This window comes from Amycolatopsis sp. NPDC104863 (genome assembly GCF_055582965.1).
This window is the reverse complement of record NZ_JBVJOW010000009.1, coordinates 252,141-278,316: the sequence shown is the minus strand read 5'-3', so window position 1 is coordinate 278,316 and position 26,176 is coordinate 252,141. Positions and strand designations below refer to the sequence as shown.

Here is a 26,176-nt window from a genome sequence, read left to right as displayed (position 1 = left end):
TCAGCCCCCGAGCTGCTCGCTGTAGAACAGGCCGAGCCCGAACATGCAGCAGATCGCCGAAAGTAACCAGAACCGGATGATCACCGTGGTTTCCGCCCACCCGGCGAGCTCGAAGTGGTGATGGAAGGGCGCCATCCGGAACAGCCTTCGCCGCGTCGTCCGGAAGACCGCGATCTGCGCGACCACCGAGATCATCTCGACCATGAACAGGCCGCCGATGACGATGGCGAGCAGCTCGGTGCGGGTGGTCATCGACAGCCCGGCGACCAGGCCGCCGAGGGCCAGCGAACCGGTGTCGCCCATGAAGATCTTCGCCGGGGCCGCGTTCCACCAGAGGAACCCGACACACGCGCCGGTCGCCGCCGCGGCGACCACCGCCAGGTCCAGCGGGTCCCGGACGTAGTAACAGGCCTGCGCCGGGCCGTTCGCGCAGGAGAGCCGCTCCTGCCAGAACGAGATGACCACGTAGGTGGCCAGCACCATCGCCGCCGAGCCGCCCGCCAGGCCGTCGAGGCCGTCGGTGAAGTTCACCGCGTTCGACCAGCCCGAGATCACGATGTAGCAGAAGATCACGAAGATGATCGACGGGAACGTGATCAGCGCGAGGTCACGGGCGTAGGAGAGGCTCTCCGACGCGGGCGTGATGCCCTGCTCGTTCGGGAAGTTCAGCGCCAGCACCGCGAAGGCGACGGTGACCACCAGCTGGCCGACCAGCTTCGCGGTCTTGTTCAGCCCGAGGTTGCGCTGCTTGCGGATCTTGATGAAGTCGTCGAGGAACCCGACCACGCCCAGCCCCACCGCGAGCATCAGCACGAGCAGCCCGGAGACCGTCGGCGCGCCGCTGCGGGAGTTGAGCATCCAGTTGATCAGGTGCGCGGCGAAGTACCCGACGACCATCGCGATGATGATCGCGACACCGCCCATGGTCGGGGTACCGCGCTTGGACTTGTGTCCCTGGGGGCCTTCCTCGCGGATCTCCTGGCCGAAGCCCTGCCGGGAGAAGACCCGGATCAGGTAGGGCGTCAGCATGATGGAGACCAGCAGGCCCGCCGCGGCCGCGATCAGGATGCTGATCACGCGTCACCACCGTTCGAGCGATTCTCGGAGTTGTCGGATTCCCGGGGTTCGAGCAGGGCCTCGGCGACCCGCCAGAGACCGGCGGCCTTGGAGGCCTTGACCAGCACGACGTCCCCGGGACGGAGCTGATCATGCAGCAGCGCGGCGGCGGCCTCGACGTCGGGTACCAGGATCGATTCCTCGCCCCAGGAGCCTTCCTGGAACGCCCCCTGGTGCATCGCCGCCGCCTCGGGGCCGATCACGACGAGCTTGGCGATGTTGAGCCGGACCACGAGCCGGCCGATCTCGTCGTGGGCGGTGACCGAGTCCGCGCCGAGCTCGCCCATCACGCCGAGCACGGCCCACGACCGGCGGCCGCTCTCGCGGGTCATCGCGGCGAGGGCCTTCAGCCCGGCCCGCATCGACTCGGGGTTGGCGTTGAAGGAGTCGTTCAGGATCGTCACGCCGTCTTCGCGGGTGACGACCTCCATGCGCCGCGCGGACCGCCGTTCGAGGCTCGAGAGCCGCGTGGCGATCTCGGCCGGCGTCGCGCCCAGCTCGAGCGCCACCGCCGCGGCGGACAGCGCGTTGCCGACGTGGTGCTCGCCGTGCAGCGGCAGCGTGACGTCGGCCTCGCCGGCCGGGGTGACCAGCCGGAAGGAGGCGCGGGCCTCGTCGTCGAGCGTGATGTTCTCCGCGCGGACCTGCGCGGACGCCGTCTCGCCGACGAACACCACACGGGCCTTCGTGCGGCTCGCCATGGCCGCGACCAGCGGGTCGTCCAGGTTCAGGACCGCGACGCCGTCCTCGGGCAGCGCCTCGACCAGCTCACCCTTGGTCTTCGCGATGCCTTCGCGGGAGCCGAACTCCCCGACGTGCGCGCTGCCGACGTTGAGCACCACGCCGATCTTCGGCGGGGCGATCTCGGCGAGGTGGGCGATGTGCCCGGGCCCGCGCGCGGACAGCTCCAGCACCAGGTGGCGGGTCTCGGCGTCGGCCCGCAGCGCCGTCCAGGGGTGGCCCAGCTCGTTGTTGAACGACCCGGGCGGCGCGACCGTCGGGCCGAGCGGCTCGAGCAGCTGCGCGATGACGTCCTTCGTGGACGTCTTGCCGGAGGAGCCGGTGACGCCGACGACGGTCAGGGTGCCCTCGGACAGCCGCTGCACGACGAACCGGGCGAGCTTGGCCAGCGCGGCCAGCACGGCCGCGCCGGAGCCGTCCTTGTCGCCGGTCAGCGCGACCGACCGCTCGTGCGCTTCACCGGGAGCCAGGGGCGGCACGACGATCGCGGGCGCGTCGACCTCACGCGCGGCCAGCACGACGACCGCGCCGGCTTCGACGGCCTTCGCCGCGAAGTCGTGGCCGTCGACCTTCTCCCCCGGCAGGGCCACGAACAGGCTGCCGGGCGTGAGCTGCCGGGTGTCGAACTCCACGCTGCCGGTCACCTGCGCGCCCGGGTCGGCGCGGTGCAGCCGGCCGCCGACGACGTCGGCGATCTCGGCCAGGCTGAGCACGATCACACACTCACCTCGAGTTTGTTGCGGATGGCCGCGGCCAGCTCGTCGCGGTCGGAGAACGGGTGCACCACACCGCCGGCCTCCTGGCCGGACTCGTGCCCCTTGCCGGCGAGGAAGACGATGTCGCCCGGCTCGGCGAGCGAGACCGCGTGCTCGATGGCCTCGCGGCGGTCGCCGATCTCGACGACCGCACCGCCCTCGGCGGGCCCGACGGCGCGGGCGCCGGCGAGCATCGCGGCGCGGATGGCCGCGGGGTCTTCGGAGCGCGGGTTGTCGTCGGTGACGATCAGGACGTCGCTGCGGCGGGCCGCCGCCTCGCCCATCATCGGGCGCTTCGCGGTGTCGCGGTCGCCGCCGCAGCCGAGCACGGTGATGATCCGGCCGTCGGCGCGGGCGCGCAGCGCGTCCAGGCCCTGGGCGACCGCGGCCGGCTTGTGGGCGTAGTCGACGACGGCGGTGAACTCCTGGCCGACGTGGACGCGTTCCATCCGGCCCGGCACCTGCACCTGGGCGAGCCCGGTGACGATGTGCTCCAGGCTCACCCCGGCGGTGCTCAGGATCGCGGCCGCGAGCACGGCGTTCGCGACGTTGAACTCGCCCGGCAGCGGGATCCGCGCCGGCGTGGTGACGCCGTCCGGGCCGTGCAGGGTGAACGTCTGCTCACCGTGCGGAGTGGCTTCGAGGTCGGTGGCCTTCCAGGCGGCGTCGGTGCCCGCGTCGGTCGTCACGGTGACCGTCTGCGGCGTGAGCAGCGCCTGGCCCCACGCGCTGTCGACCACGACGACCTCGGTGGTCGAGCGGCCGTCGAACAGCAGGGACTTCGCCGCGAAGTACTCCTGCATGTCCTTGTGGAAGTCCAGGTGGTCCTGGGAGAGGTTGGTGAACGCGCCGACGGCGAACCGGGTGCCGTTGACCCGGCCGAGCGCGAGCGCGTGGCTGGAGACCTCCATCGCCACGTGCGTGACGCCGCGTTCGAGCATCACCGCGAACAGCGCCTGCAGGTCCGGGGCCTCCGGCGTGGTGAACCCGCTGACCAGGCGTTCGCCGGCGATCCGGGTCTCGACCGTGCCGATCATGCCGGTGGTCAGCCCAGCGGCCTCCAGCCCGGCGTCGACCAGGTAGGAGGTCGTGGTCTTGCCCGAGGTCCCGGTGACGCCGAGCACGGACAGCCGAAGCGACGGCTCGCCGTAGATCCAGGCGGCGATCTCGCCGAGGGCGGCGCGCGGATCGGCGTGCACGAGGATCGGGACGCCGGCGTCGCGCAGCGCGGGCCGCTCGGCCCCTTCGGCGTCGGTGAGCACCGCGACGGCGCCGGCGGCGACCGCCTGGTCGCTGAAGTCGGCGCCGTGGGCGCGGGCGCCCGGGAGCGCGGCGAAGAGGTCGCCGGGCAGCACGTGCTGCGCCCGCAGGGTGGTGCCGGTGACAGTGAGGTCGGCGGCGTCGGGCGAGTCGGCGATCAGCCGGGCGTCCGCCCTGGCGAGCAGCGTCGCCAGCGGGACCGGGACGATGCGCGCCGGGCGCGGCGGCGCGGGGACCGCTTTCACCGGGCTTTCCGGCACCGGGGAACTGGACGAGGACACGGACACGGCCAAGAGGCTACCGGCGGCCGGTTCGGGGGCCCGCACGCGGTACGGCGATGACGGGCGGCCACGGCACATGTGCTAAACGGCGGCGCGCACCTTCTTGCGGCGCAACGCTTTCCCGGCGGCGGCCGGCCGATGTGGACGATGCACGCGAAAAGCCCCCTCACCGGTGAGGGGGCTTTCTCCGGCCGTGGGTCACGGCACGATGAGCGGGACCTCCGGCGACGGGCCGTCCGACAGCGGGATCTGGAACCGCTGCGTCAGGTACGACGCGATGCTGTGGAACAGCGGCGCCGCGGAGTGGCCCACCGGCAGCGTCGTGTCCGGCGCGTCCAGCCGGATCCCGACCACGAACCGCGGGTGGTCGGCGGGCAGGATGCCGGCGAAGGTGATGTTGTAGAGGTGGTCGCTGTAGGCCTTCGTCCGCGGGTCGACCTGCTGGCCGGTGCCCGTCTTGCCGGAGATCTGGTACCCCTCGACCGCCGCCGTCGGCGCGGTGCCCTTCTGCAGGCCCTTGCCGTTCTGGGCGACCGCGCGCATCATGTCGCGCACCGTCTTGGCCGTCTGCGGGCTGACCACCTGCACCGACTTCGGCGCCGGCTCGGGCACCGTGGTGCCGTCCGGGTTCACCTTCGCCTTGACGATCCGCGGTTCGACGCGCAGGCCGTCGTTGGCGATGGCCTGGTACATCCCGGCCATCTGCAGCACGGTCATCGACAGGCCCTGCCCGATCGGCAGGTTGCCGAACGTCGTCGCCGACCACTGGCTGCGCGCGGGCACCACACCCGCGCTCTCGCCGGGCAGGCCGACGCCGGTGCGCTGGCCGAGGCCGAACTTCTTGAGCAGGTCGGCGTAGCGTTCTTCGCCGATCTTCTGCGCCAGCAGCAGGGTGCCGATGTTGGACGACTTGGCGAAGATCCCAGCGGTGGTGAAGTTCTGCGTGCCGTGGGTCCAGGCGTCGTGCACGGTCTTGTCGGCGACCTGCAGCGAGCCGGGCACCGAGACGGTCGACTCCGGGGTCGCGACGCCGTAGTCGATCGCGCCGGTGGCGGTGACGACCTTGTTGACCGAGCCGGGTTCGAACGGCGTGGTGACCGCCGGGTTGCTGAGGTCGTCGGCGGTCCAGGTCGTCTGGTCGTTCGGGTTGAACGTCTTGTCGTTGGCCAGCGCGTAGACCTCGCCGGTCTTGGCGTCCATGACCACGGCCTGCCCGCCCTTGGCGTGCGACTGCTGGACGTAGTCGGAAAGCTGGCGCTGCACCTCGTACTGCAGGTCGGAGTCGACGGTCAGCTCGAGGTCCGAGCCGGGGACGGCGGCCTGCAGGTCGCGCTCGGTGCCCGGGATGACGACGTTGTCGCTGCCGTTCTTGGTGTTGACCATCATCCGGCCCGGCGTGCCCGCCAGGTCGTTGTCGCGGACCAGCTCGAGCCCGACCAGGCCGTGCAGGTTGTGCTTGGACACGTCCGGGTCGTCGGAGCGCCAGTTCGCGGCGCCGACGATGTTGGAGGCCAGGCTCCCGCCCGGGTACTCGCGCAGGGCGCGCTTCTCGACGCCGATCCACGCGAAGTTCTTGACGATGTCGGCGGCCACCGACGGCTCGACGTTGTGCTCGAGGTAGGTGAAGGACGCCGGCTTGTGGAACAGGTCCAGCAGCTGCTGCTCGGTCAGCTGGTTCGGCACCTTGGCCGCGATGTACTTGGCGGCCGCGGCGGTCTCGGCGTCGAACGTCTTCTTGGTGCCGGGGTTCTTCGCGGCGAAGTCGTCCATGTTCTTGTGCAGCGCCTTGAGGTTCACCGACAGCGAGCGCACCTCGACGCTGAACGCCAGCTTGGCGCCGTTGCGGTCCACAATGGACCCGCGCTGGGCCGGGATGTCGATGGTCTGGGCGCGCTGCCGCTCGGCCGCGGCCGAGAGCGCGCCGGCCTCGAACCACTGCACCTGCACCAGTTTCACGCCCGCGACGAGCAGCACGGCGACGAGGATGAGCCGGACGGCGGAGAACCGGCTGCGGTTCCCGCCGTTGCCCCGGCGCGCGGCCGCGCTGCGCGTCCCGGCGGCGTAGGTCCGGCGCGCGCTCCCGGCGGAGCGCGCGCGGACCTGTCCCCGGCTCGACGACGCCATCACTGGCCCGCCGGCGGCGTGGGCTGCTCTTCGGCGGGCACGGCGGGCTGGTCACCCTCGATCGGCGCGCCCTGCTGGGACTGCGTGCCCTCGGCCGGCGCCGCGGGCGGCGCGGCCTGGACCGGCGGCGCGTCCGCCTTGGCCTTCTTGGGCTCGCCGACGAGCGAGGTCTTGCCGTCCGGGCCGACGACGATCCGCGCCGGGTCCCCGCCGGGCACCATGCCCAGCTGCTGGGCCGAAGGGGCCAGCGAAGCAGGCGACTCGGCCTTCGCGACGTCGCGCTGCAGCTGTTCCTTCGTCTCGGCCAGGTTCGCGTTGGTGGTGCGCAGCTGCTCGAGCCGGTAGGAGTCGGCGATCGCCTGCGTGGTCAGCCACAGCGTGGTCGCCACCCCGACGGCCAGCAGCGCCATCATCAGCAGCACGAACGACGCGCGCGACTTCGGCAGCCGCAGCTTCAGCCGGACCTTGGGGGTGCCCGGCTCGGCGACCTTGGCCTTCTTCGGCTCCGGCCGCGGCTCGCGCTCCTTGAGCAGGTCGGCCCGCTGGGCGCGGCGCGCGTAGGCGCGCTCGGCCGCGGTGGTGCGGCCCCGCGACGCGCGCCGCGGCGCGGCCTTGCCCGGTTCTTCGGTCCGCGGCTCGGTTTCGACGGTGGTCCCGCGCGCGGGCTCGGCACGCTTGCGCGTCGCGGGCCCGCCGGCCCGGCGCTTCGTGGGAGCGGTCATCGCGGCTCTCCGATCCTCTCAGCGGCCCGCAACCGCACCGAAGCGGCGCGCGGGTTGTGTTCGGTCTCCTCTTCGCCGGCCTTTTCGGCCCCGCGGGTCAGGAGCTTCAGCTCCGGTCCGTGCCCCGGCAGCTCCACCGGAAGTCCTTCCGGCGTGCGGGACTTCGCGAGCTCGGCCAGCGCCTGCTTGACCAACCGGTCTTCCAGCGACTGGTAGGACTCCACGACGATCCGGCCGCCCGTCGCGAGCGCGCCCAGCGCCGCGGGCATGGCCCGGCGCAGCACCTCCAGCTCGCCGTTGACCTCGATCCGCAGCGCCTGGAACGTCCGCTTGGCCGGGTGCCCGCCGGTGCGCCGGCTGGCCGCCGGGACGGCGTCGTAGAGCAGCTCGACGAGCCGTCCGCTCATCGTGAACGGCTCCTTCTCGCGCTCGTTGACGACCGACCGGACGATCCGCTGGGCGAACCGCTCCTCGCCGTAGTCGCGCAGGATCCGGATCAGCTCGCCGGGTGCGTAGGTGTTGAGGACGTCGGCGGCGGTGAACCCGGTGGTCGGGTCCATCCGCATGTCCAGCGGCGCGTCCTTCGAGTACGCGAACCCGCGCTCGGCGCGGTCCAGCTGCATCGAGGAGACGCCGAGGTCGAAGAGGATGCCGTCGGCCTTCCGGATGCCCAGCCCGGCCAGCGCGTCCGGCAGTCCGTCGTAGACGGTGTGCACGAAGTCGACGCGGTCGCCGTGGCGGGCGAGGCGTTCTCCGGACTTCTCGAGCGCGGCGGGGTCGCGGTCCAAGGCGACGAGACGCAGGCGCGGGAAGGCGTCGAGGAGGGCGTCGGAATGCCCGCCGAGCCCGACGGTCGCGTCCACGAGGACGCCGTCCCGGTCGGCGAACACGGGGGTGAACAGCTCGACGATGCGGCCCAGCAGTACCGGGACGTGCTCGGGTGCCGTCATGTGTTCCCTCCCCCTTTCTCGCCTGGCCCGGGGGAAATATGGCGGATGCCGTCAGGTCCCTGTCCGCCCGCTGCTGACCTGGTACCGGGGAAGGTGCACCAGGGCCATTGAGCGGACAGAGGCCTCACGGCATCCGGGTGGGCTTCCCCTCACCGCGCGGACGGTGAACCTCTTCGTCCCCCGACGACGAAGGTGCACCGCGACCACGCGCCTAGAAGACGCCCGGCAGTACTTCCTCTCGAGCCTTCGCGTAGCTGTCTTCGTGCTCTTCCAGGTAGCCCTGCCACGCTTGGGCGTCCCAGATCTCCAGCCTGGTGATCGCCCCGATCACCACGCACTCCTTGCTGAGCCCCGCGTAGCGGCGGAGCTCGGGCGCGATGCTGATGCGCCCCTGCCCGTCCGGACGTTGTTCGTCCGTCCCGGCGAACAGGTAACGCTGGTAGGCCCGGACCGCCTCGTTCGTGAACGGGGCGTCGGCGACCTTGCGCGCCATCTGCTCGAACTCGGCCCTGGGGAAGACGAAGAGGCAGTGGTCCTGCCCCTTGGTGAGCATCAGCCCGCCGGCCAAGGCGTCGCGGAACTTCGCGGGCAGCGCGAGCCGCCCCTTGTCGTCCAGCTTCGGGGTGTGGGTGCCGAGGAACACGGCCTCCACCTCCCTACCGCCCGCGGCAGCGAACTACCTTGAACGGCTACGGGGCTTCCCTTCCGCCCCACTGGCCACCACCGTACCCCACTTTTCACCACAGTCAACGCGTGAAACCGGCGCCTCACTCCGTCGTGTGCTTTGTTTGCGCAGGTCAGCAGCGTGGGGGCCGGTGGGGGGTGCGGTGGGGCACGGTGCGCAAGATCCCCCTTGCCGGGGGCCGGAGCAACCTCAGCTGTAGGCCATGCGTCCGCATAACGGCCGCGAAAACCCTCGGCACGCCTCGGGTGGGGCCCGGTGGGGACCCGGGTGGGGTCGAGTGGGGACACCGGTGGTGGGAAGTGGGGACCCGGGTGGAGCCCGGTGGGGAACCCCGCCGGGACGCCGGTCATGGTCGCCAGGCAGCCCGCGCCGGGTCAGTCCTCCGGGTTCAAGAGGGCGGCGATGCGCGCCGAGAGCCGGGAGCTGTCCACCGGGCTCACGTTCACCCACTCCTGCCCACCCCGGGCCGGAGTCTTCGTCGCGCAGTACGCGCCGACGTCGGTGTCGAACCACGTCAGCCCGCCGACCCGCTCGACCCGCCCCGACGCCGACCGCCGGCTCACGCTGAACTGCCCCGCCGCGTAAACCGGCCGTGCCTGGATCGCCAGCGCCTCCTGAAGCTGAACCGAAGACGACGCCGAGCCCTCCGACAGCGCAGAAGCCGCCAGGCTGATCCCGTACCCCGGCCCGGCCGCCAGCTCCGGCAGGACATCAACCAGAGCCGAACACACCTCGCCCGGAGTGATCGACGCCAGGGCGATCGTCTGCTCCGGCTGGGTCGCCAGGACGCCGTGCCGGCCACGGGCCGCCGTCACCGCCCGGAACGGCGTGGACGCCGTCATGTCCGCCAACGCCTCGCACGCCACGAACACCTCGCCGTTCGCCAGGAGTTCCAGGCGCGCGGCCAGCGCGGGCTCCAGCGCCGAGCCGTCGTACAGCCCGCGCTCGGCCAGGTTCTCGTACACGGCCTTCCGCACCTCGGCGCGCTCCTCTTCGGTGCCACCGACGCTGCGGACGCCGAGCGGCTCCGGCGGGCGGTCGTGGCCGAGGTCGGTCCAGAGGATGTCGAACGCCGACGCGGAGACGCGGATCAAGCCGGCCCCAGCGTCGGCGGGTCGTCGAACGCCGAGGCCGGGACGTGCCCGCGCAGCGCCGCGTCCCGGGTCCGCATGACGTCGATCGCCTTCTGGCGCGCGGCCTCGGCCTCGGCGCGGCGGGCGGCCATCTCGTCGGCCAGCCCGGCCAGGACGAGCACGTTCCCGGAGGACGCGGCCTCGCGGATCATCGACGCCGGGTCGTAGGTCACCGGCGGGGGCATGTCGGCGCGGGCCCGCGCGGCCGCGTCCGCCTGCGCGCCGATCGAGCCGCCCACCGACGCCGAGACGGCCGCGGAGTGGGACAGCCACCGCGCGGCGCGGTCGAGCGAGGCGCGGGCCGCGTCACCCCCGGCGCCCTGCCAGTTCTCCTGGGAGGAGGCGACCAGCGCGGCGAGGTCGGCGGTGGACTCGTGCAGCCGTTTCGCCAGCCCGTCCCAGCGCGCGCCTGCCTCGCCCGCGGCGACCGGGTCGTTGTCCCGCTCGACCTCGGCGGCCATCGCCTCGTGGCTGTAGGACTCGTACCGCGCGGTCGGCAACGGGGGTTCGGACACGGCGCACCTCCTGGTCAGGGCAGCTTCGGTTCGACCAGCCCGGCCACCGTGCCCGCGCGGCGGCAGGCGAGCGGGGTGTCCGAGAAGCCGGTGTTGCTGACGTCGATCTGGACGCTGGCCGTGTCGCCCACCCCGAGCAGCACGGCGCAGGTGCCGTCGGCGGCCTTCTTGTCCGCCACCTGCAGCGCCGAATGCGCGCCCACCTTCGTCCTGGTGGCCGTCTTCTTCGCGACCTCGAGGTCGGCCAGGCCGTCGGTGTCGCTGAGGGTCACCGTGACGCCGAAGGTGCCGGGCACGGTCCAGTCGCACGCGCGGTAGCCCGCGATGTTCTTGGGCTTGCCGAGCACGCTCACCCCGGCCGTCGACCGGTCCTGCGGGCCGAGCAGCGTGCAGGGGTCGATCGCGGCGAGACCGGTCCACCCAGCGACGGGTGGCTCGGCCGAGGGGGCGGTGGCCTGCGCCGAGGTGTGCCCGGCGGCCGCCTGCCGGGCGGGCTGCTGCCCGCACGCGGCGAGCACGAAGAGCAGGGAAAAGCCGAGGAGGCGCGCGGGCGACCGGCCCGCTTCCGTTCCGCGTGTCCGGTCAGCCACCCGTGCAGTCCACCCCGTCCGCGGCGGTCTCGTCGGCGTGCTGGTACTTCGCCAGCGCCTGGCCGATCCGGCGCTTCAGCGTTTCCAGCTCCTTGCCGAACGCGGTCAGCTGCTGCACGGCCGAGCCCTGCCCGCCGATGCCGTACTCGGCCATGAACTTGCCGATCTCCCCCGCGTACCCACCGCCGAGCGGCACGGTCCGGCCGAGCACCTTGGCCTCGCGGACCATCTCGCCGACGACGTCCTGCAGCTGACCCAGCTTCGCGTACGCGTCGGTCGCCAGCTCCGGCGCGACCGCGAACCCGCGGACGTCGTACGGCGGCTGTGTGCGGACCTCGCTCATGAGGGGTTACGCCTCTCCGTAGCCGGGCGACCTCGAACAGCAGCATACGACAGAGCGGGGCGTGATCGGGAGCGCCCAGAATCAGGCGACAACACACCCGATCGGGGTATCGTCCCTGCTTGCGCAGTGTCATCGACCGACGTGCCGGGTGTGCGGCCCTGGGCTTCGCGGGGTTCCGGCCCCAGGTTCGCCCGGGTTTGACACACTGGATGGAAGGCTGTCGCTGCGCGCGACAAGCAGCGAGGGGGCCGTTCGGGCCCGGCGGTGCGCACAGTGCGCGCGGCCACGCGCCACCAGGAGGTCGAGTGACGTCGAGAATCCAGTCTGCGGCGCCCGGATCGGGCGAGCAGGCATCCGAGCGACCGCCTTACCCGGCGGAGGCCTCGGTCAACGGGCGCCGCCCGGCCAGAGTGTCGCTGGACGAGCTGCACGAGACCGCGCGGCGGATCGCCGCGAACGTCGAGCGGGTGCTGGTCGGCAAGCCCGACGTCATCCGGATCGCGCTGGTCACGCTGCTCGCCGAAGGCCACCTCCTGGTCGAGGACGTGCCCGGCGTCGGGAAGACGTCGCTGGCCAAGGCGCTCGCCCGGTCGATCGACTGCACGGTCAGCCGCATCCAGTTCACCCCGGACCTGCTGCCGAGCGACGTCACCGGCGTCTCCATCTACAACCGCCAGTCCGGCGACTTCGACTTCCGCCCCGGCCCGGTGTTCGCGAACATCGTGGTGGGCGACGAGATCAACCGCGCCTCGCCGAAGACGCAGTCGGCGCTGCTGGAGTGCATGGAAGAGCACCAGGTCACCGTCGACACCTCGACCTACCGGCTCGAAGAGCCGTTCATGGTGATCGCCACGCAGAACCCGATCGAGATGGAGGGCACCTACGCGCTGCCCGAAGCCCAGCGCGACCGCTTCACCGCGCGGGTCTCCATCGGCTACCCCGACCAGCAGGCCGAGCTGGCCATGGTCGACGAGCACGCCGGGCACAACCCGATCGAGGACCTGCAGCCGGTGTCCGACGGCGGGACCGTGCACCGCCTGATCGAGACCGTCCGCGGGGTGCACCTGGCCCCCGAGGTCCGCCGCTACGCCGTCGACCTGGTCGCGGCGACGCGGCAGCTCCCGGAGATCCGGCTCGGCGCGTCCCCGCGGGCGACGCTGCACCTGGTCCGCGCGGCGCGCGCGCAGGCGGCGCTCTCGGGCCGCGACTACGTCGTCCCGGACGACCTGCACACCGTCGCGGTCCCGGTGCTGGCGCACCGCCTGATGCTCACCACCGAGGCCCACGCGGCGCGCCGGTCGGCGACCGACGTCGTGCGCGCGGTGCTGCACCGGGTGCCGGTGCCGCAGGGCTCCCGGCCCTAGTCGCCGGCGAAGGGGAAGAGAACGGCATGCTGCGTGCCCTGTCCGGCCTGACCACCCGCGGCCGCTGCCTCCTGGCCGCGGGGATCGCGGCCGCGGTGTGCTCGTTCGTGCTCAACGAACGCGACCTGCTGCGGGTGGCGTTGTTCGTGGTGGCGCTGCCGCTGCTGGTGGCCGTGTTCATCTCGGCGACCCGGCTGCGCATCGGCGCCACGCGCGCGCTGCGGCCCCAGCGGGTGGCGGTGGGCGGCAACGGCGAGGTGCAGCTGGAGCTGTGGCGCAGCGGCCGGCTGCCGGCCGGCGAAATCCTCCTCGAGGACGGCGTGCCGTACGCGCTGGGCTCGCGGCCGCGGTTCGTCGTCGAGCGCCTCCCCCACGACCGGCGGGTCGCCCTGCGCTACCCGCTGCAGCCGGTGCTGCGCGGGATCCAGCAGGTCGGGCCGCTGCGCGCGACCATCACCGACCCGTTCGGGCTGTGCGAGTTCGAGCGGGAGCTGATCGGGCACTCGCGGCTGGTGGTCGTACCCCGGGTGGTCCCGCTGTTCGGGCTGCCGAGCGGCGCCGGGATCGGCGTCGGCGACGACGGCACCGTCCGGCTGCACGCCGGGCAGGGTGAGGCCGACGTGATCGTCCGGCAGTACCGCCAGGGCGACGACCTGCGGAAGGTGCACTGGCGCTCGACCGCCCGCCGCGACGAGATCATGGTGCGCGTCGAGGAACGGCCGTGGCGTGGCGGCACCACCGTGCTGCTCGACCACCGCGCCGCCGCGCACCACGGCTCCGGCCCGGCCGCCAGCATGGAGTGGGCGGTGTCCTTCGCCGCGTCGGCCGGGCTGCACCTGCGCCGGTCCGGGCACCGCGTCCGGCTGGTCAGCGAGCACGGCGTCACGCTCGCCGACACCCCCGGCGACGGCGGTGACCACTACGACAACGTCGTGCTCGACGCGCTGGCCGCGCTGCAGCCCGCGCACCAGCGGGACATCACGCTGGCCCGGGACCCGGCCGAGGGCCAGGAGCTGGTCGCCGTGCTCGGCACCGTGAGCACCGAGGCCGTGCACGAGCTGACCCAGTTCCGCCCGCGCGGCATCCGCAGCCTCGCCGTCCTGCTCGACACGCCCACGTGGTCGGCGGGGGTGAGCGCGCCCGAGCAGCGGGCCGCCGCCACCGAAGACTCCGCCGCGCTGCTGCGCGCGGCCGGCTGGGGCGTGGTGATCGCCGGGCCCGGCTCGCCGATGCCGCAGGTGTGGGCCGAGCTGTGCCGCAGCGGCGCGCGGCGCGGCACGCTGATCGGCGGTCCGCGATGAGCACCGCCGCCCCGCCGCGCAAGTTCGACCGGCCCGCCCCGCGGCGCTCGCTCGCGACGTGGCGCAGCAGCGTCCTCGCCCCGGCGGCCGCCGGCGTGGCGACGCTCTGCGCGGCGACGTCGGTCTCGAGCGTCGTGACCGGCCTGGCCTGGTTCGGCTACCTCTTCGTCGCGGTCCTGCTGATCGCCGCGACCGGCCTGGCGCTGCGCTCGCTGCAGGTGCCGACCGTGCTGGTCGGCCTCGGCCAGCTGCTCGTGCTGCTCTTCCTGATCACCGGCGCGTTCACCACGCACGGGATCCTGCAGATCATCCCCGGCCCGGACGCGTTCGGCGAGATCGGGAACACGCTCTCGGCCGCCGCCGACCAGATCCGCGTCGGGCTGCCGCCGGTCGAGGGCACCCAGCCGATCCTCTGCCTGGTGACGATCCTGATCGGCCTGGTCGCCGTCCTGGTCGACACGCTCACGGTGGCCGCCGCGGCCCCGGCCGCGACCGGGCTCGTGCTGCTCTGCGTCTACGCCGTGCCGGCCGCGCTTTCCGAGGAAATGCTGCCGTGGTGGACGTTCCTGTTCGGCGGGGCGGCCTTCGCCGGCCTGCTCGCCGTGGACGGCAACCACCGGCACCAGCGCTGGCGCACCCGTGAGGCGCCCGGGCGCAGCGGCAAGCCGGGCGTGCTGTCCGCGCCGGTCGCGGTGGTCGCCGCGGCGATCGTGCTCGGCCTGTTCGGCGGGGCGATCACCTGGGTCGGCACGGTCGGGCGGATCCCGTTCGGGCAGAGCGGCGACGGCCCCGGCGCGGGCTCCGGCGGGTTCGGCATCCAGCCGTTCACCGAGCTGCGCGGCATGCTCGACCAGGGGGCCAACCGCGAGCTGTTCAAGGTCCGCGGCCTGGGCACCGACCGGCGGCTGCTGCGCGCGATGACGCTGGACACCTTCTACCCCAACAAGGGCTGGGGCCTGCACGATGAAGGGCGCTCGCAGCAGGGCGTCCCGGTCGGGCCGCAGCTGCCGCCCGCGCCCGGCGACGACGGCAGCGGCGCCGCCCGCCGGATCGACGTCGAGCCGACCAGCTGGCGGGACAACTGGCTGCCGGTCTACGGCGCGCCGCGGATGATCGACGGCACCGGCAACGGGTACCTCTACGACCAGGTCAGCGGCACGGTGTTCACCACGCGCAGCGAGGCGCCGCCGGCCTACACCGAATACGCGTCGCTGAAGGAGCCGACGGCCGCGGAGCTGCGGGTGACCCCGCGCGTCGAGGACCTGCCGCCGCGCTACACGCAGATCGACCGCGTCGACGACCGCGTCCGCGCGAAGACGCAGCAGCTGGTCGAGGGCGCGGGCAACGACTTCGACCGGGCGTCGGCGATCTGGCGGTACTTCACCGCGCAGAACGGGTTCGTCTACGACACGAAGACCGCGCCGGCGAACGACTCCGACGCGCTCGCCGACTTCATCCTCAACGGCAAACGCGGCTTCTGCGAGCAGTTCGCGTCGGCGATGGCGGTCATGCTGCGGGTGGCGGGCATCCCGTCGCGGGTGGCGATCGGCTTCACCCCCGGCGTCGCGGTCAACGACTACCAGTCGATCAGCACGCAGGACGCGCACGCGTGGGTCGAGGTGTACTTCGGCGACAAGGGCTGGGTCACGTTCGACCCGACCCCGCTGTCCGACGGCCGTGGCATCACCCCGCCGTACCTGCAGGCCGGCACCCAGGGCGGCCAGACCCCGGACGACACCCAGGTCGCCCCGAGCACGGTCCGGACGAGCGCCCCGGCGACGGGCGCGCCGCGCGACACCGAGCAGAACCAGGCGCAGCAGGACACGAAGGCAGCCACCGGCAACGACGACTGGCTGATCACCGTGGTGGGCGTGTTCGCCGCCCTGGGCGCGGCCGCGCTGATCGTCGGGGCGGTTCTGCGCCGGCGGGTCCGGCGGACGCGGCCGCACGCGCCGCCCCAGCCGGACGGCGTCCCGCCCGGGACCCGCAGTGAAGGCGACCTGCTGGTCCGGGCCCCGGCGCCGGTGGCCGCGCCGCCGTCCGCGCTCCAGACCCTCGCCAACTGGCTGCCGCTGCTGGCGGTCGGCCTCTGGATCGTCGCCGTCGGGTTCCTGGCGGCGAGCGTGGCCTGGTGGCTCGGCGTGATCGTGGTCGTCCTGCTGGTGGGGGTGACCGGCCCGGCCTCGGGCCGCGAGTTCGTCCGGCGCCGGCGGATCCAGCGGATCGAACGGCACCAGCCGGGCGCGGCGGACGCGGCCTGGGCGGAGCTGCGCGCGGAGTGCGCGGACCGCGGCCTGCCGATCCCGACGAGCGACACGGTCCGGGTGGCGGGCCAGAAGCTGGCCGCGAAGCACCACCTCGACGACGAAGGGCGCGAAGGCCTGCGCACGGTCATCGGCGTGCTGGAGCGCTCCTGGTACGGCGAGGACGAGACGGCCCAGCCGGAGCTGCCCCCGGCGTTCGAGGACGTGCGGCGAAGCCTGCGCCGCAACGCGCCGCTCTCGTGGAAGGGCCGCCTCTTCCCCCGCTCGATCTTCCGCAACCGCACCGACTGACCCCGCCGGGTGTGCCAAACCAGGCATCACCCGTGATCCAGCAGGCATCACGCGTGTCTAGGCAGGCATCACCCGTGATCAGAAGGTCGACACGCGTGACTGGAGGGTCAACACACGTGATCAGAGGGTCGACACGGCGGCGGAGGGGCTGGCCGGAGTCGTGTCGACCCCTCAATCACGCGTGTCGACCCTTCGATCACACGTGTTGACCCTTCGATCACGTGTGATGCCTCTTCAGTCACGTGTGATGCCCCTCCAGACACGCGTGATGCCCTTCTGATCACGGGTGATGCCCTGGGCGCACCGGTGCCGGGGGTGGGTCACCCGGGTGGGCGTCACCCGCTGTCACCGGGGGGTCTCAAACCTTCGCCGGGGCTTTTGAGCACACAAAGAGATCCGCGTCCCACCGGGGCGGCGGGACGCGGATCTCGTGGTCTTGCGGGCGCTACTGCTCTTCGAAGCGCTGGCGGAAGCGCTCCTCCATCCGCTGGGTGAAGGAGCTGCGGCGGCCGGGCTGCTTGCCGCCGCGCGGTCCCGATCCACCGCCTTTGCCGTCCGATTCGGCGCCGTGCCGGATCGATGTGACGGCCAACATGACCCCGAAGAACATCACGAGGAACCCGAGCACGCTGATCAGCGGGATGTCGGCCACCCGGAACTGCGGCACCACCACGCCCAGCACCAGCAGGGCCACGCCCACTACGAACAGGGCGATGCCCTGGATACGCCGTCGGCGAGCGGGGCGACGCAACCGGGTGCCACGCACCGTGGATGCGAACTTGGGGTCCTCGGCATAGAGCTCGCGCTCGATCTGATCGAGCAGCCGCTGCTCATGCTCGGAGAGTGGCATCTTTCCTCCTCCGGCACAGCTGTCGCGGGCGCCGGGCCGCGCAACGTCCTGGACCCAACAGCCAACCCCAGGCGGGGTGGCACTGTCCAGGATACGAGGCCCGCGCCCGGACGACTACCCGATCCCGCATCCAGTAGGGATCGAATTGGGCTAATTCCCTCCCGCGCGGGGTTGCGGACGGTCACCACCACCCGTTCAGGGCTCCCGCGGCGCCAGCAACGACGCCGGTCGCACGGCCGCGGACCCGAACTTCGACCGCGCGACGTCCGCCGCGACCTCGGCATCCCGCCAGCGCGGCGCCGGCGAGTCGAACACCAGCTGCTCCCCCGCCTCCCCGGTGTCGAGGCCCTCGACCCGGACGCCGATCAGCCGGACGGCCCCGGTCGGCGCGTGCTCGGTGAGCAACGCCACGGCCACGGCGTGGATCTGCCGGGCGACGTCGGTGGCCGAGACGAGCGTGCGGGCGCGGGTGATCGTCCGGAAGTCCGCGAAGCGCACCTTGATCGAGACGGTCCGGCCGCGCACGCCCCGGGCCCGCAGCGTGGCGCCGACGCGCTCGGCCAGCCGCAGCAGCTCCAGGCCCAGCTCGGCCCGGTCGTGCCGGTCGACGTCGAAGGTGTGCTCGGCGCCGATCGACTTGTCCGGCGAGTCGACGACCACCGACCGCTCGTCGACTCCGTGCGCGAGCCGGTGCAGGTGCTCGCCGACGGCGGCGCCCAGCGACTTCTTCAACCGCTCCGGCGGGAACGCGGCGACGTCGGCGATCGTGTCCAGGCCCAGCCGCCGCAGGTGCTCCTCGGTCTTCGCCCCGACGCCCCACAGCGCCGACACCGGTAGCGGGTGCAGGAACGCCAGGGTCTCCGCCGCCGGCACGACGACCATGCCGTCCGGCTTCGCCATGCCCGAAGCCAGCTTCGCGACGAACTTGACCTTCGCGATGCCGACCGAGCAGGTGATCCCGTGTTCGGCCGCGACCCGCTCCCGGATCCGCGCGGCCAGCTCCGCCGGGGTGGCGCCGAGGCGGCGCAGGGCCCCGCCGACGTCCAGGAAGGCCTCGTCCAGGCTCAGCGGTTCGACCAGCGGCGTGAGCTCCCGGAAGATGCCCATCACCCCGCGGGAAACCTCGCCGTAGAGCCCGGCGGTCGGCGGGATGTTGATCAGGTGCGGGCAGAGCCGCTTCGCCGTCGAGAACGGCATCGCCGAGCGCACGCCGAACTTGCGCGCCGGGTAGTTCGCGGCGGCCACGACCGCGCGCGGCCCGCCGCCGGACACGACGACCGGCTTCTCCGCCAGCTCGGGCCGGGTGCGCAGCTCGACCGACACGAAGAACGCGTCCATGTCGACGTGCAGCATCCCGCACCCGGTGTCGTCCGGCGCCGGTTCCCCCGGCCGGACGCGGAACCGGCGCAGCCCGCCCGGCAGCTCAGCATTTCGCCCCACGCCGGGGACGCTACCGGCCGGGTCCGACAGTTTCGGCGCGCACAGGACCGCGACGGCCGAAACCCGCCGGAAGGGCTCAGGCCGGCGGCCGTGCCACGGCGTGCAGGCGGCTCGCGACGTCGCGCAGGGCCGGTGTCCCCGCCGCCGCGAGCTCGAACTCGGCCAGCTCGTCTTCGCGGACGTCACCGCCGACGAGGTCGGCGATCACCCGGTCGCCCTGCAGCAGGGTGACCTCGAGCCCGGCGGCTTCCAGCTGCGCGCGCAGGCCCTCGGCGTCGTACCGGCGCAGCACCGTGTCGTCGGCGACGACGCCGTCGGCGCTCTCGAGCAGCCGGCGCGCCTCGGCGACCCGGCCGGACAAAGCGCGGTAGAGCACCGAAGCGTGGCGGTTCGCGACCAGCACCGACACCGCGCCGCCGGGGGCGACCGCCGTCGCCAGCGCGGAGAGCACCGCGGCCGGGTCGTCGACGATCTCCAGCAGGCCGTGCGCCAGCACCAGGTCGGCCGAGCCGGCCTCGACGTGCCGGCCGAGCGCGTCGGAGTCGTCCGCGACGACGGTGATCCGCTCGGCGACGCCTTCTTCTTCGGCCCGGCGCTGCAACGTCGCCAGCGCGTTCGGGCTCGGCTCCACGACGGTCACCCGGCAGCCCGCCGCCGCGAACGGCACCGCCCAGCCGCCGCTGCCGCCACCCACGTCGACGACGAGGGGGTGCTCGGCGCCCCGGGCGCGGGCGGCCTTCAATTCGGCCTCGAGCACCCGGCGGACGGCGCCCGAACCCCGGGCGGCCACGGTCTCCGTCTTCATGCCGCACAGGGTAGTGCCCACCCCGCGCCACCTCCCGGGCTCCTCCCTTCGAGTGAACGCCCCTTGCCCGGCGGCGCCCCTCGCCCGCACCCGTAGGCTGGTGAACGTGCACACGGTCGCCGTACTCAGCCTCAAGGGAGGCGTCGGCAAGACGACGGTCGCTCTCGGTATCGCGTCCGCCGCCTTGCGTAGGGGCACGCGGACGCTGGTGGTCGACCTCGACCCGCAGGGCAACGCCACCACCTCGCTCGACCCGCCCTACACCGACGCCACCCTCGCGGACGTGCTCGAGACCCCCACCCGGGAGACCCTGGAGCGCGCGATCGCGCCGAGCGTCTGGAGCGAGGACGTCGACGTCCTCGTCGGTGCCGAAGAGCTGGAGCTGCTCAACGACCCGGACGCCGACCCCGAACGGCTGGCGAACTTCTCCCGCGCGCTGGACGAGCTGCACCGCGAGCCGCTGCGCGAAACGCCGTACGAGCTGGTTGTCCTCGACTGCCCGCCGTCGCTGGGCCGGCTGACGAAGTCGGCTTTGGTCGCCGCGGACAGCGCGCTGATCGTGACCGAGCCGACGATCTACGCGGTCGCCGGCGCGAACCGGGCCCTGGAAGCGATCGAGAAGATCCGCAAGGAGCTCAACCCGGACCTGCGCCCGATCGGCGTGCTGGTGAACAAGCTGCGGGTGCGCTCCTACGAACACCAGTTCCGGATCGCCGAGCTGCGCGAGAACTTCGGCTCGCTGGTGATGCCGACGGCGATCACCGACCGGCTGGCGGTGCAGCAGGCCCAGGGCGCGTGCAGCCCGATCCACGAGTGGCACTCCCCGGGCGCGCAGGAGATCGCGCTGACGTTCAACATGGTGCTGGCGAAGATCCTGCGCTCCAACCGCGCGGGCCGGCACCGCGTCCAGGGCGCGGAGCCCGAGGGCCCGGACTGGCCCGAAGGCCCGGCGCCGGAGACCCCGGAGGCTCCCGCCGAGGTGTCCGAGACCACGGGGTGAGCCGTGCCCGAAGGTGACACCGTGTACCTGGTCGGGCGGCGCGTCGATCAGGCGTTGGCCGGGAAAACATTGCTGCGCGGGGAGTTCCGCGTGCCCCAACTGGCCACTGTGGACCTCGCCGGGCGCGACGTGCTCGGCGTCGGCACGGTCGGCAAGCACCTCTTCACACGCTTCTCCGGCGACCTGAGCCTGCACTCGCACCTGATGATGGACGGCATGTGGGACGTCAACAACCGCGGCACGCGGTGGCACCGTCCGGCCCACCAGGCCCGGGTGATCCTCACCGCGGCCGACGTCCAGGTGATCGGCTTCAGCGTCCACGACCTCAAGTTCGTGGCCACCCCGAAGGAACACGACCTCGTCGCGCACCTCGGCCCGGACCTGCTCGATCCACAGTGGACGGACGAGCACGCCGAGCGCGCGATCTCGAACCTGACCGCCGACCCGGCGCGCGAGCTGGGACTGGCGCTGCTGGACCAGCGCGTGCTGGCCGGGGTCGGCAACCTCTACAAGTGCGAGATCGCCTTCCTGCTCGGGGTCACGCCGTGGACCCCGGTGTCCGAAGTGGACGCCGCGCAGACCGTCGCACTGGCCCACAAGCTGCTGACGACCAACGTCCGGGCCGGGACCTTCGCCCAGAGCACCACCGGTCAAGTCGACCGCACCCGGAAGAACTGGGTGTACGAGCGCACCCGGTTCGGCTGCTTCCGCTGCGGCGGCAAGGTCCAGGTCCGCCAGCAGGGCCACGACGTCCAGCGGCGGCCGACGTGGTTCTGCCCGAAGGACCAGACAGGCCCGTACCCACCGCAGTAGGCTGACCCGGTGACGATGTTCAAGCTCCCGCTTTACGGGACCGACACCGAACGCGGCGACCTCGCTCCCTGAGCCGTCCGCGCTCTCCGTCACCCCTTTCGCCCATCCAGGGAGCTTCGTCATGCCCGAAATCCTGACCGGGCCGGCGTTGCGCGCCTTCGCGCACGCCCTGCCCAAGGTCGAGCTGCACGTCCACCTGGTCGGCTCGGCGAGCCTGCCGACCGTCCTCGAACTGGCCCGGCGGCGCCCGGCCGCCGGCGTCCCCACCGAGGAACGCGAGCTCGCGGAGTTCTTCACCTTCCGCGACTTCGCCCACTTCCTCACCGTCTACCTCGCGGTCACGTCGCTGGTGCGCGACCGCCACGACATCCACACCCTCGTGACCGGACTTGCCGCGGATCTCGCCGCGCAGAACTGCCGCTACGCCGAAGTCACCGTGACGCCGTACAACCACCTGCTCGACGGCGTGCCCGGCGACGAGCTGCTGAGCGGGCTGGAAACCGGCCGGGCGCGCGCGGCCGAGCTGGGCGTGGACCTGGCCTGGTGTTTCGACATTCCCGGCGAAAAGGGCACGAAGGCCGGGCGGGAAACCCTCGTGTTCGCGCTCCGCGAACGCCCCGAAGGCCTGGTGTCCTTCGGGCTCGCCGGACCGGAGCTCGGGGTCGGGCGGGCGCAGTTCGAGCCGTTCTTCACGCGGGCGCGGGAAGCCGGGCTGCACAGCGTCCCGCACGCCGGCGAAACCACCGGCCCGGCCACGATCTGGTCCGCGCTGCACGACCTCGGCGCCGAGCGGATCGGCCACGGCACCAGCTGCGCCGGCGACCCGGCCCTGCTGGAACACCTTGCGGCACACCGGATCCCGCTCGAAGTCTGCCCGACGTCGAACGTGCGCACGGGCCAGGTGCCGTCGATCGCCGCGCACCCGGTGCGGCGGATGCTCGACCACGGCGTCGTCGTCACGCTCAACACCGACGACCCGCCGATGTTCGGCGCCACGCTGACCGGCGAGTACGTCGCCGTCGCCGAAACACTGGGGCTCACCGCGGCCGAGCTCGTCCGGCTGGCCGAGCACGCGGTCGACGCGTCGTTCCTGGTCGAAGCCCGGAAAGCCGTGCTACGGCGTGAGATGAACGAAATGACGTTGCCGGACGGCGGGATCTTCGCCTAGCGTGGAAGTACACGAGAGAGGAGGTGGTCCTAAGTTGTATTCCAACAGGACTCGTGAGGTGACTGTCCGCTAGCGGATGGCACGTGATGGGACTTTGAGCAGCGATACAACACGAGCCACCTTCGGCTCATCGCCTGCTTCACGTGTTTGCCTGAGAGCGAATACCAGGCAGTCACCGGGCCTCCAGGGTTCCCGGGCACCGGTCCGGCCCGGGCTCGAGCGTTTGACGGCGCTCGAGAGGCACCCTGGGGGCACCCCTTAAACCGCTCATTTGTGCAGGTCAGACCGCCCGTCCGCGCCGGACGACCGTCCGGCGACCAAACCTCCGGTTTCGCCGATTGCTTTTCGCCGTTCCATCCCCCGGACGGGTCACGCGTCGCTAGCCTGATGGCATGCTCAGGCCCGACTACCCGATCACCACGGCTCGCCTGCTCCTGCGCCCGTTCACGCCCGACGACCTCGACGCGCTGAACTCCTTCCAGTCCCGTGCCGACGTCGCCCGCTACCTGTATTGGGGCCCGCGCAGCCGCGCCGAATCGGCCGCGGCCCTCGCGAAACGGGTGCACAGTTCGACGTTGACGAAGGAAGGGCAGTTCCTGGCGGTCGCGGTGGAGCTGGCTTCGACCGGGCAGCTGATCGGCGACCTGAACCTCGAGTGGCTCAGCAGCGAACACCGGCAGGGCGAGATCGGGTTCGTCTTCCACCCCGACCACCACGGCAAGGGCCTGGCCGCCGAAGCGGCGACCGAGCTGCTGCGGCTGGCGTTCGAGGACCTGGGGCTGCACCGCGTGATCGGCCGGTGCGACGGCCGCAACACCGCGTCCGCCTCGCTCATGGAGCGGCTCGGGATGCGCGAGGAAGCGCACCTGCGGGAGAACGAGATCGTCAAGGGCGAGTGGACCGACGAGCTGGTATACGCGATGCTCGAGGACGAGTGGAAGGCCCGCGAAGCCAGCGAATAGTGGGCGCCTTCACGCCCGAGTGACGCTCCGGTCGCGGCTCCCGGGCGGTTTGGCAGCATGGGGGCGTGTTCTTCGACAAGATCGTCCGCCCGGCGCTGTACCGGCTGTCCTACCACGATCCCGAGCTGGTGCACGAGCGCACGATCGGCGTCCTGTCCCGGCTCGGCAAGGTCGCGCCCGCCCTGGGCGGCGTCTACCGCGTCGACGACCCGGTGACCGTGCTCGGCCTGCGGTTCCCCAACCGCGTCGGCCTCGCCGCCGGGATGGACAAGAACGGCCGCGCGCTGCCCGCGTGGGCCGCGCTGGGCTTCGGTTTTGTCGAGGTCGGCACGGTGACGCGGTTGGCGCAGCCGGGCAACCCGAAACCGCGGCTGTTCAGCCTCCCCGCCAGTGACGCGGTGATCAACCGCATGGGGTTCAACAACAACGGCGCGGAGGCTCTCGCGGCCAAGCTCGCCCGGGACGGCAAACCCGGTGTGCCGCTCGGGGTCAGCATCGGCAAGTCGAAGGTCACGCCGCTCGAAGAAGCCGTCGAGGACTACCGGTTCTCGCTGCGCGCGCTGTACCCGTACGCCGACTACTTCGCGGTCAACGTCAGCTCCCCCAACACGCCGGGGCTGCGGCAGCTGCAGGACCGCACCGCGCTGGCCGAGCTGCTCGGCGAGCTGCGTTCGACGTCCGCCGAGCTGGCCGGCGGGCGCACCCCGACGCCGGTCCTGGTGAAGGTCGCGCCCGACCTGACCGACGACGCTCTCGCCGAGCTGCTGGAAGTCGCGCTCGAACACGGCGTCGCCGGGATCATCGCCACGAACACCACGCTCGCCCGCGACGGCATCGCGCCCGCGGAGAGCAGCCTGGCCGGGCAGGGGGGAGGCCTGTCCGGCCGGCCGCTGACCACCCGCGCGGCGGAGGTCGTGCGGTTCGTGCACGACCACACCGGCGGGAGCCTGCCGATCATCGGCGTCGGCGGGATCCTGGGCCCGGACGACGCGGTCCGGCTGGTGGACGCCGGAGCGTCACTTGTGCAGCTCTACACGGGGTTCGCGCTGCACGGGCCGGGCCTGGTGCGCCGGGTCAGCCGGGGTCTCGCGGCCCGGCGGTAGACGTGAAGCGCACGTAACCGCGCCAGGATTCGTAGCGGTCCAGACCCTTTCCTTCCACAGCCGGGTCGCACCGCACCGCGAGCGGCCGGGAGCCGTCCTCGAGCTCGACGCGGTCCAGCACGAACGGCGGCTTCAGCGTGGCGGCGAAGCGGTCGAACGCGGCCGGGGACAGCCGCCAGCGCTCCCCGTCGAGCGTCGCGCCCTCGGCGGCGTCCAGGACGCCCGGCTGCGGCGGTTCGGTGTCCAGCAGCACCATCCGGTAGCTCCCGGTGGTCCGGACCGGCGCGGTGAAGCGGGCGCCGAGGCCGGTGAGCTCGGGGTTGAGCGGCTGGCCGCGCAGGTGGGCGCCGAACACCACGACGTCCTCGCCGGGCTCCGGGTAGGGCGTCATGGGTTCGTCGGTGCAGACGGTCGCGAGGTCGAGGCCGATCTGGTCCTCGAACGCCCGCGTCAGGAAGGTGACCCCGAAGGGGCGCGTGTCGCCCGGCTGGACCGGGACAGTGACCGCCGCGACGTCCAGGAGGTTGGCGAACGCCGTGCAGCCGGCCAGGCGGTGGCCCACCCCGGCCGGGTCGGCCAGCACGTCGGCGAGGTCGGGGTGGTCCGGGACCGTCGGCAGGAGGAGCGCGTCGCCGAAGGTGTGCTCGTCGAGCGAGACCGGCTCGAGGACGGCGCCGGCCGCCGTCAGCCGCTGGACGACCCCCTCGAACGCCATCGCCGCGGCGGGGCTCAGGGGCAGGTCGTGCGGGTACGCGATGCGCGGGTGCTCCCCCGCGCCGAGACGGACGTCTTCGGGCCAGGTGCGCGTCGGGGAGACGCCGTCCGGTCCGGTCATCAGCGCGAGCGCGCGGCGGCCGGCGACCAGGCCCTTCGTGTACACGGACAGGGGTTCGGCGGCCCGGACGCCCGTCATCGGCAGCAGGCCGCGGGTCGGTTTCAGCGCGACGACGGCGTTCAGCGCGGCCGGGACCGCGCCCGCCGTGCTCAGCGCCAGGTCGACGACGCCCAGCGCGACGACGACCGCCGCCCCGCGGCCGCCGGCCTTGGTCCGGTCCCACGCCGAGGCCACGGGCGCGGCGCCGGTCTTGCCGAGCACCACGGCGCCGGCCGCGGTGAGCCGCGAAACGACCGTGGCGCTGGTTTCCGGGACGGTCCGGCCGGACGGCTGCCCGGCGACGTCGATCAGCTCCGGCACGGCGAAGACGGTGCCGGCCAGCGGGAGGTCCTCCCCCGCCTTGACCCGTTCGTCGACGGCCTTGGCGTCGACCAGGACGTCTTCGACGGCGCGGAGGGTGGACCAGAGTTCGGGGCGGCCGACGGCGCTGATGCGTTCGAAGGCCGCGATGACGCGCTCGGAGGCGGTGGGCGGGGTGACGGGGACGGGATCCGGGTCCGGCGGGAGCGTGTTCACGGGGCGTCCTTTCCTCGGCGGTCGAGAAAGTCCACTGTGTACGGTCGGCGCCGGCGATCCTCAAAGCACGGCGGGCCTCCCGGCGAGTGACACCTCTGCATGCATGACAGAAACGTTAGATCGCCCACGTTTCCGTAGCCATCAGTTTCCGATTACGCCCGTGTTTCGGCACCAAGAGGTGAACAGGGG

23 protein-coding genes are annotated in these 26,176 nt (G+C 72.6%); 8 read left to right on the top strand and 15 right to left on the bottom strand.

All coding sequences use genetic code 11. The features are described 5' to 3' along the window. From mraY to ACZ63J_RS39905, 11 genes are all read right to left on the bottom strand, one after another. The gene (gene mraY, locus ACZ63J_RS39955; RefSeq protein WP_465309871.1) at positions 1–1,077 is read right to left on the bottom strand and encodes a phospho-N-acetylmuramoyl-pentapeptide-transferase; all 1,077 of its coding nucleotides are present in this window, start codon (positions 1,075–1,077) and stop codon (positions 1–3) included. Further along, on the bottom strand, positions 1,074–2,576 hold the full coding sequence (locus ACZ63J_RS39950) for a UDP-N-acetylmuramoyl-tripeptide--D-alanyl-D-alanine ligase (protein ID WP_465335236.1): 1,503 nt from the start codon (positions 2,574–2,576) through the stop codon (positions 1,074–1,076). The genes mraY and ACZ63J_RS39950 overlap by 4 nt, the downstream gene beginning before the upstream one ends. Next, positions 2,573–4,117, bottom strand: coding sequence for a UDP-N-acetylmuramoyl-L-alanyl-D-glutamate--2,6-diaminopimelate ligase (locus ACZ63J_RS39945; RefSeq protein WP_465399623.1), 1,545 nt, complete (start codon positions 4,115–4,117; stop codon positions 2,573–2,575). The genes ACZ63J_RS39950 and ACZ63J_RS39945 overlap by 4 nt, the downstream gene beginning before the upstream one ends. Positions 4,118–4,351: 234 nt before the next feature. After that, on the bottom strand, positions 4,352–6,277 hold the full coding sequence (locus tag ACZ63J_RS39940) for a peptidoglycan D,D-transpeptidase FtsI family protein (RefSeq protein ID WP_465309869.1): 1,926 nt from the start codon (positions 6,275–6,277) through the stop codon (positions 4,352–4,354). Beyond that, the gene (gene ftsL / locus ACZ63J_RS39935) at positions 6,277–6,999 is read right to left on the bottom strand and encodes a cell division protein FtsL (protein ID WP_465335232.1); all 723 of its coding nucleotides are present in this window, start codon (positions 6,997–6,999) and stop codon (positions 6,277–6,279) included. The genes ACZ63J_RS39940 and ftsL overlap by 1 nt, the downstream gene beginning before the upstream one ends. Next, the gene (rsmH, locus tag ACZ63J_RS39930; RefSeq protein ID WP_465309867.1) at positions 6,996–7,949 is read right to left on the bottom strand and encodes a 16S rRNA (cytosine(1402)-N(4))-methyltransferase RsmH; all 954 of its coding nucleotides are present in this window, start codon (positions 7,947–7,949) and stop codon (positions 6,996–6,998) included. Before rsmH ends, ftsL begins: the two co-directional genes overlap by 4 nt. 211 nt (positions 7,950–8,160) lie before the next feature. Continuing rightward, positions 8,161–8,592, bottom strand: a complete 432-nt coding sequence (mraZ, locus tag ACZ63J_RS39925) for a division/cell wall cluster transcriptional repressor MraZ (protein ID WP_329044731.1) — start codon at positions 8,590–8,592, stop codon at positions 8,161–8,163. Positions 8,593–9,008: 416 nt separating this feature from the next. Next, the gene (locus tag ACZ63J_RS39920) at positions 9,009–9,728 is read right to left on the bottom strand and encodes an ESX secretion-associated protein EspG (protein WP_465399289.1); all 720 of its coding nucleotides are present in this window, start codon (positions 9,726–9,728) and stop codon (positions 9,009–9,011) included. After that, positions 9,725–10,282 carry a PPE domain-containing protein gene (locus ACZ63J_RS39915; protein ID WP_465399290.1) on the bottom strand — a complete coding sequence of 186 codons (558 nt, stop codon included), beginning with the start codon at positions 10,280–10,282 and terminating at the stop codon, positions 9,725–9,727. Before ACZ63J_RS39915 ends, ACZ63J_RS39920 begins: the two co-directional genes overlap by 4 nt. 14 nt (positions 10,283–10,296) lie before the next feature. After that, complete coding sequence (locus tag ACZ63J_RS39910) at positions 10,297–10,872, bottom strand: DUF3558 domain-containing protein (RefSeq protein ID WP_465399292.1); 576 nt, start codon at positions 10,870–10,872, stop codon at positions 10,297–10,299. Next, complete coding sequence (locus tag ACZ63J_RS39905) at positions 10,865–11,215, bottom strand: hypothetical protein (RefSeq protein WP_465399293.1); 351 nt, start codon at positions 11,213–11,215, stop codon at positions 10,865–10,867. Before ACZ63J_RS39905 ends, ACZ63J_RS39910 begins: the two co-directional genes overlap by 8 nt. A gap of 305 nt (positions 11,216–11,520) precedes the next feature. Here ACZ63J_RS39905 and ACZ63J_RS39900 point away from each other — a divergent pair, with 305 nt between their 5' ends. Genes ACZ63J_RS39900 through ACZ63J_RS39890 form a run of 3 tightly spaced genes read left to right on the top strand, consistent with a single transcriptional unit; the run spans position 11,521 to position 16,435 of the window. Then, complete coding sequence (locus tag ACZ63J_RS39900; protein ID WP_465335220.1) at positions 11,521–12,579, top strand: AAA family ATPase; 1,059 nt, start codon at positions 11,521–11,523, stop codon at positions 12,577–12,579. Positions 12,580–12,605: 26 nt separating this feature from the next. Then, positions 12,606–13,880: a DUF58 domain-containing protein gene (locus tag ACZ63J_RS39895; RefSeq protein WP_465399294.1), complete on the top strand. Its 1,275-nt coding sequence runs from the start codon at positions 12,606–12,608 to the stop codon at positions 13,878–13,880. Further along, the gene (locus ACZ63J_RS39890; protein ID WP_465399295.1) at positions 13,877–16,435 is read left to right on the top strand and encodes a transglutaminase TgpA family protein; all 2,559 of its coding nucleotides are present in this window, start codon (positions 13,877–13,879) and stop codon (positions 16,433–16,435) included. Before ACZ63J_RS39895 ends, ACZ63J_RS39890 begins: the two co-directional genes overlap by 4 nt. Positions 16,436–16,880: 445 nt before the next feature. On the opposite strand, the gene ACZ63J_RS39885 is transcribed toward ACZ63J_RS39890, so the two are convergent. The 3 genes from ACZ63J_RS39885 to ACZ63J_RS39875 form a co-directional block, all read right to left on the bottom strand. Then, positions 16,881–17,285: a DUF3040 domain-containing protein gene (locus ACZ63J_RS39885; RefSeq protein ID WP_465309859.1), complete on the bottom strand. Its 405-nt coding sequence runs from the start codon at positions 17,283–17,285 to the stop codon at positions 16,881–16,883. Between the two features lie 195 nt (positions 17,286–17,480). Beyond that, a complete protein-coding gene (gene dinB, locus ACZ63J_RS39880; protein ID WP_465399624.1) occupies positions 17,481–18,695 on the bottom strand; it encodes a DNA polymerase IV in 1,215 nt (404 codons plus the stop codon). Between the two features lie 106 nt (positions 18,696–18,801). Continuing rightward, on the bottom strand, positions 18,802–19,530 hold the full coding sequence (locus tag ACZ63J_RS39875) for a class I SAM-dependent methyltransferase (protein ID WP_465399297.1): 729 nt from the start codon (positions 19,528–19,530) through the stop codon (positions 18,802–18,804). Between the two features lie 106 nt (positions 19,531–19,636). Here ACZ63J_RS39875 and ACZ63J_RS39870 point away from each other — a divergent pair, with 106 nt between their 5' ends. The 5 genes from ACZ63J_RS39870 (at position 19,637) to ACZ63J_RS39850 (ending at position 24,576) form a co-directional block, all read left to right on the top strand. Then, positions 19,637–20,530 carry a ParA family protein gene (locus ACZ63J_RS39870; RefSeq protein ID WP_465309857.1) on the top strand — a complete coding sequence of 298 codons (894 nt, stop codon included), beginning with the start codon at positions 19,637–19,639 and terminating at the stop codon, positions 20,528–20,530. 3 nt (positions 20,531–20,533) lie between these two features. Then, positions 20,534–21,343 carry a DNA-formamidopyrimidine glycosylase family protein gene (locus ACZ63J_RS39865; protein ID WP_465399298.1) on the top strand — a complete coding sequence of 270 codons (810 nt, stop codon included), beginning with the start codon at positions 20,534–20,536 and terminating at the stop codon, positions 21,341–21,343. 121 nt (positions 21,344–21,464) lie between these two features. Continuing rightward, a complete protein-coding gene (gene add / locus ACZ63J_RS39860) occupies positions 21,465–22,511 on the top strand; it encodes an adenosine deaminase (RefSeq protein WP_465399299.1) in 1,047 nt (348 codons plus the stop codon). 392 nt (positions 22,512–22,903) lie between these two features. Continuing rightward, complete coding sequence (locus ACZ63J_RS39855; RefSeq protein WP_465399300.1) at positions 22,904–23,473, top strand: GNAT family N-acetyltransferase; 570 nt, start codon at positions 22,904–22,906, stop codon at positions 23,471–23,473. Between the two features lie 65 nt (positions 23,474–23,538). Next, entirely contained in the window at positions 23,539–24,576 is a 1,038-nt protein-coding gene (locus ACZ63J_RS39850) for a quinone-dependent dihydroorotate dehydrogenase (protein WP_465399301.1), read from the top strand. On the opposite strand, the gene ACZ63J_RS39845 is transcribed toward ACZ63J_RS39850, so the two are convergent. Beyond that, positions 24,548–25,987, bottom strand: a complete 1,440-nt coding sequence (locus ACZ63J_RS39845) for an allophanate hydrolase-related protein (RefSeq protein WP_465399302.1) — start codon at positions 25,985–25,987, stop codon at positions 24,548–24,550. The genes ACZ63J_RS39850 and ACZ63J_RS39845 overlap by 29 nt on opposite strands. Positions 25,988–26,176: the final 189 nt, after the last annotated feature.

Coding starts and splice junctions, on each gene's coding strand:
- ACZ63J_RS39940 (WP_465309869.1), bottom strand. CDS start 6,277: ATGGCGTCGTCGAGCCGGGGACAGGTCCGCGCGCGCTCCGCCGGGAGC.
- ftsL (WP_465335232.1), bottom strand. CDS start 6,999: ATGACCGCTCCCACGAAGCGCCGGGCCGGCGGGCCCGCGACGCGCAAG.
- rsmH (WP_465309867.1), bottom strand. CDS start 7,949: ATGACGGCACCCGAGCACGTCCCGGTACTGCTGGGCCGCATCGTCGAG.
- ACZ63J_RS39905 (WP_465399293.1), bottom strand. CDS start 11,215: ATGAGCGAGGTCCGCACACAGCCGCCGTACGACGTCCGCGGGTTCGCG.
- ACZ63J_RS39895 (WP_465399294.1), top strand. CDS start 12,606: ATGCTGCGTGCCCTGTCCGGCCTGACCACCCGCGGCCGCTGCCTCCTG.
- ACZ63J_RS39890 (WP_465399295.1), top strand. CDS start 13,877: ATGAGCACCGCCGCCCCGCCGCGCAAGTTCGACCGGCCCGCCCCGCGG.
- ACZ63J_RS39885 (WP_465309859.1), bottom strand. CDS start 17,285: ATGCCACTCTCCGAGCATGAGCAGCGGCTGCTCGATCAGATCGAGCGC.
- ACZ63J_RS39875 (WP_465399297.1), bottom strand. CDS start 19,530: ATGAAGACGGAGACCGTGGCCGCCCGGGGTTCGGGCGCCGTCCGCCGG.
- add (WP_465399299.1), top strand. CDS start 21,465: ATGCCCGAAATCCTGACCGGGCCGGCGTTGCGCGCCTTCGCGCACGCC.
- ACZ63J_RS39855 (WP_465399300.1), top strand. CDS start 22,904: ATGCTCAGGCCCGACTACCCGATCACCACGGCTCGCCTGCTCCTGCGC.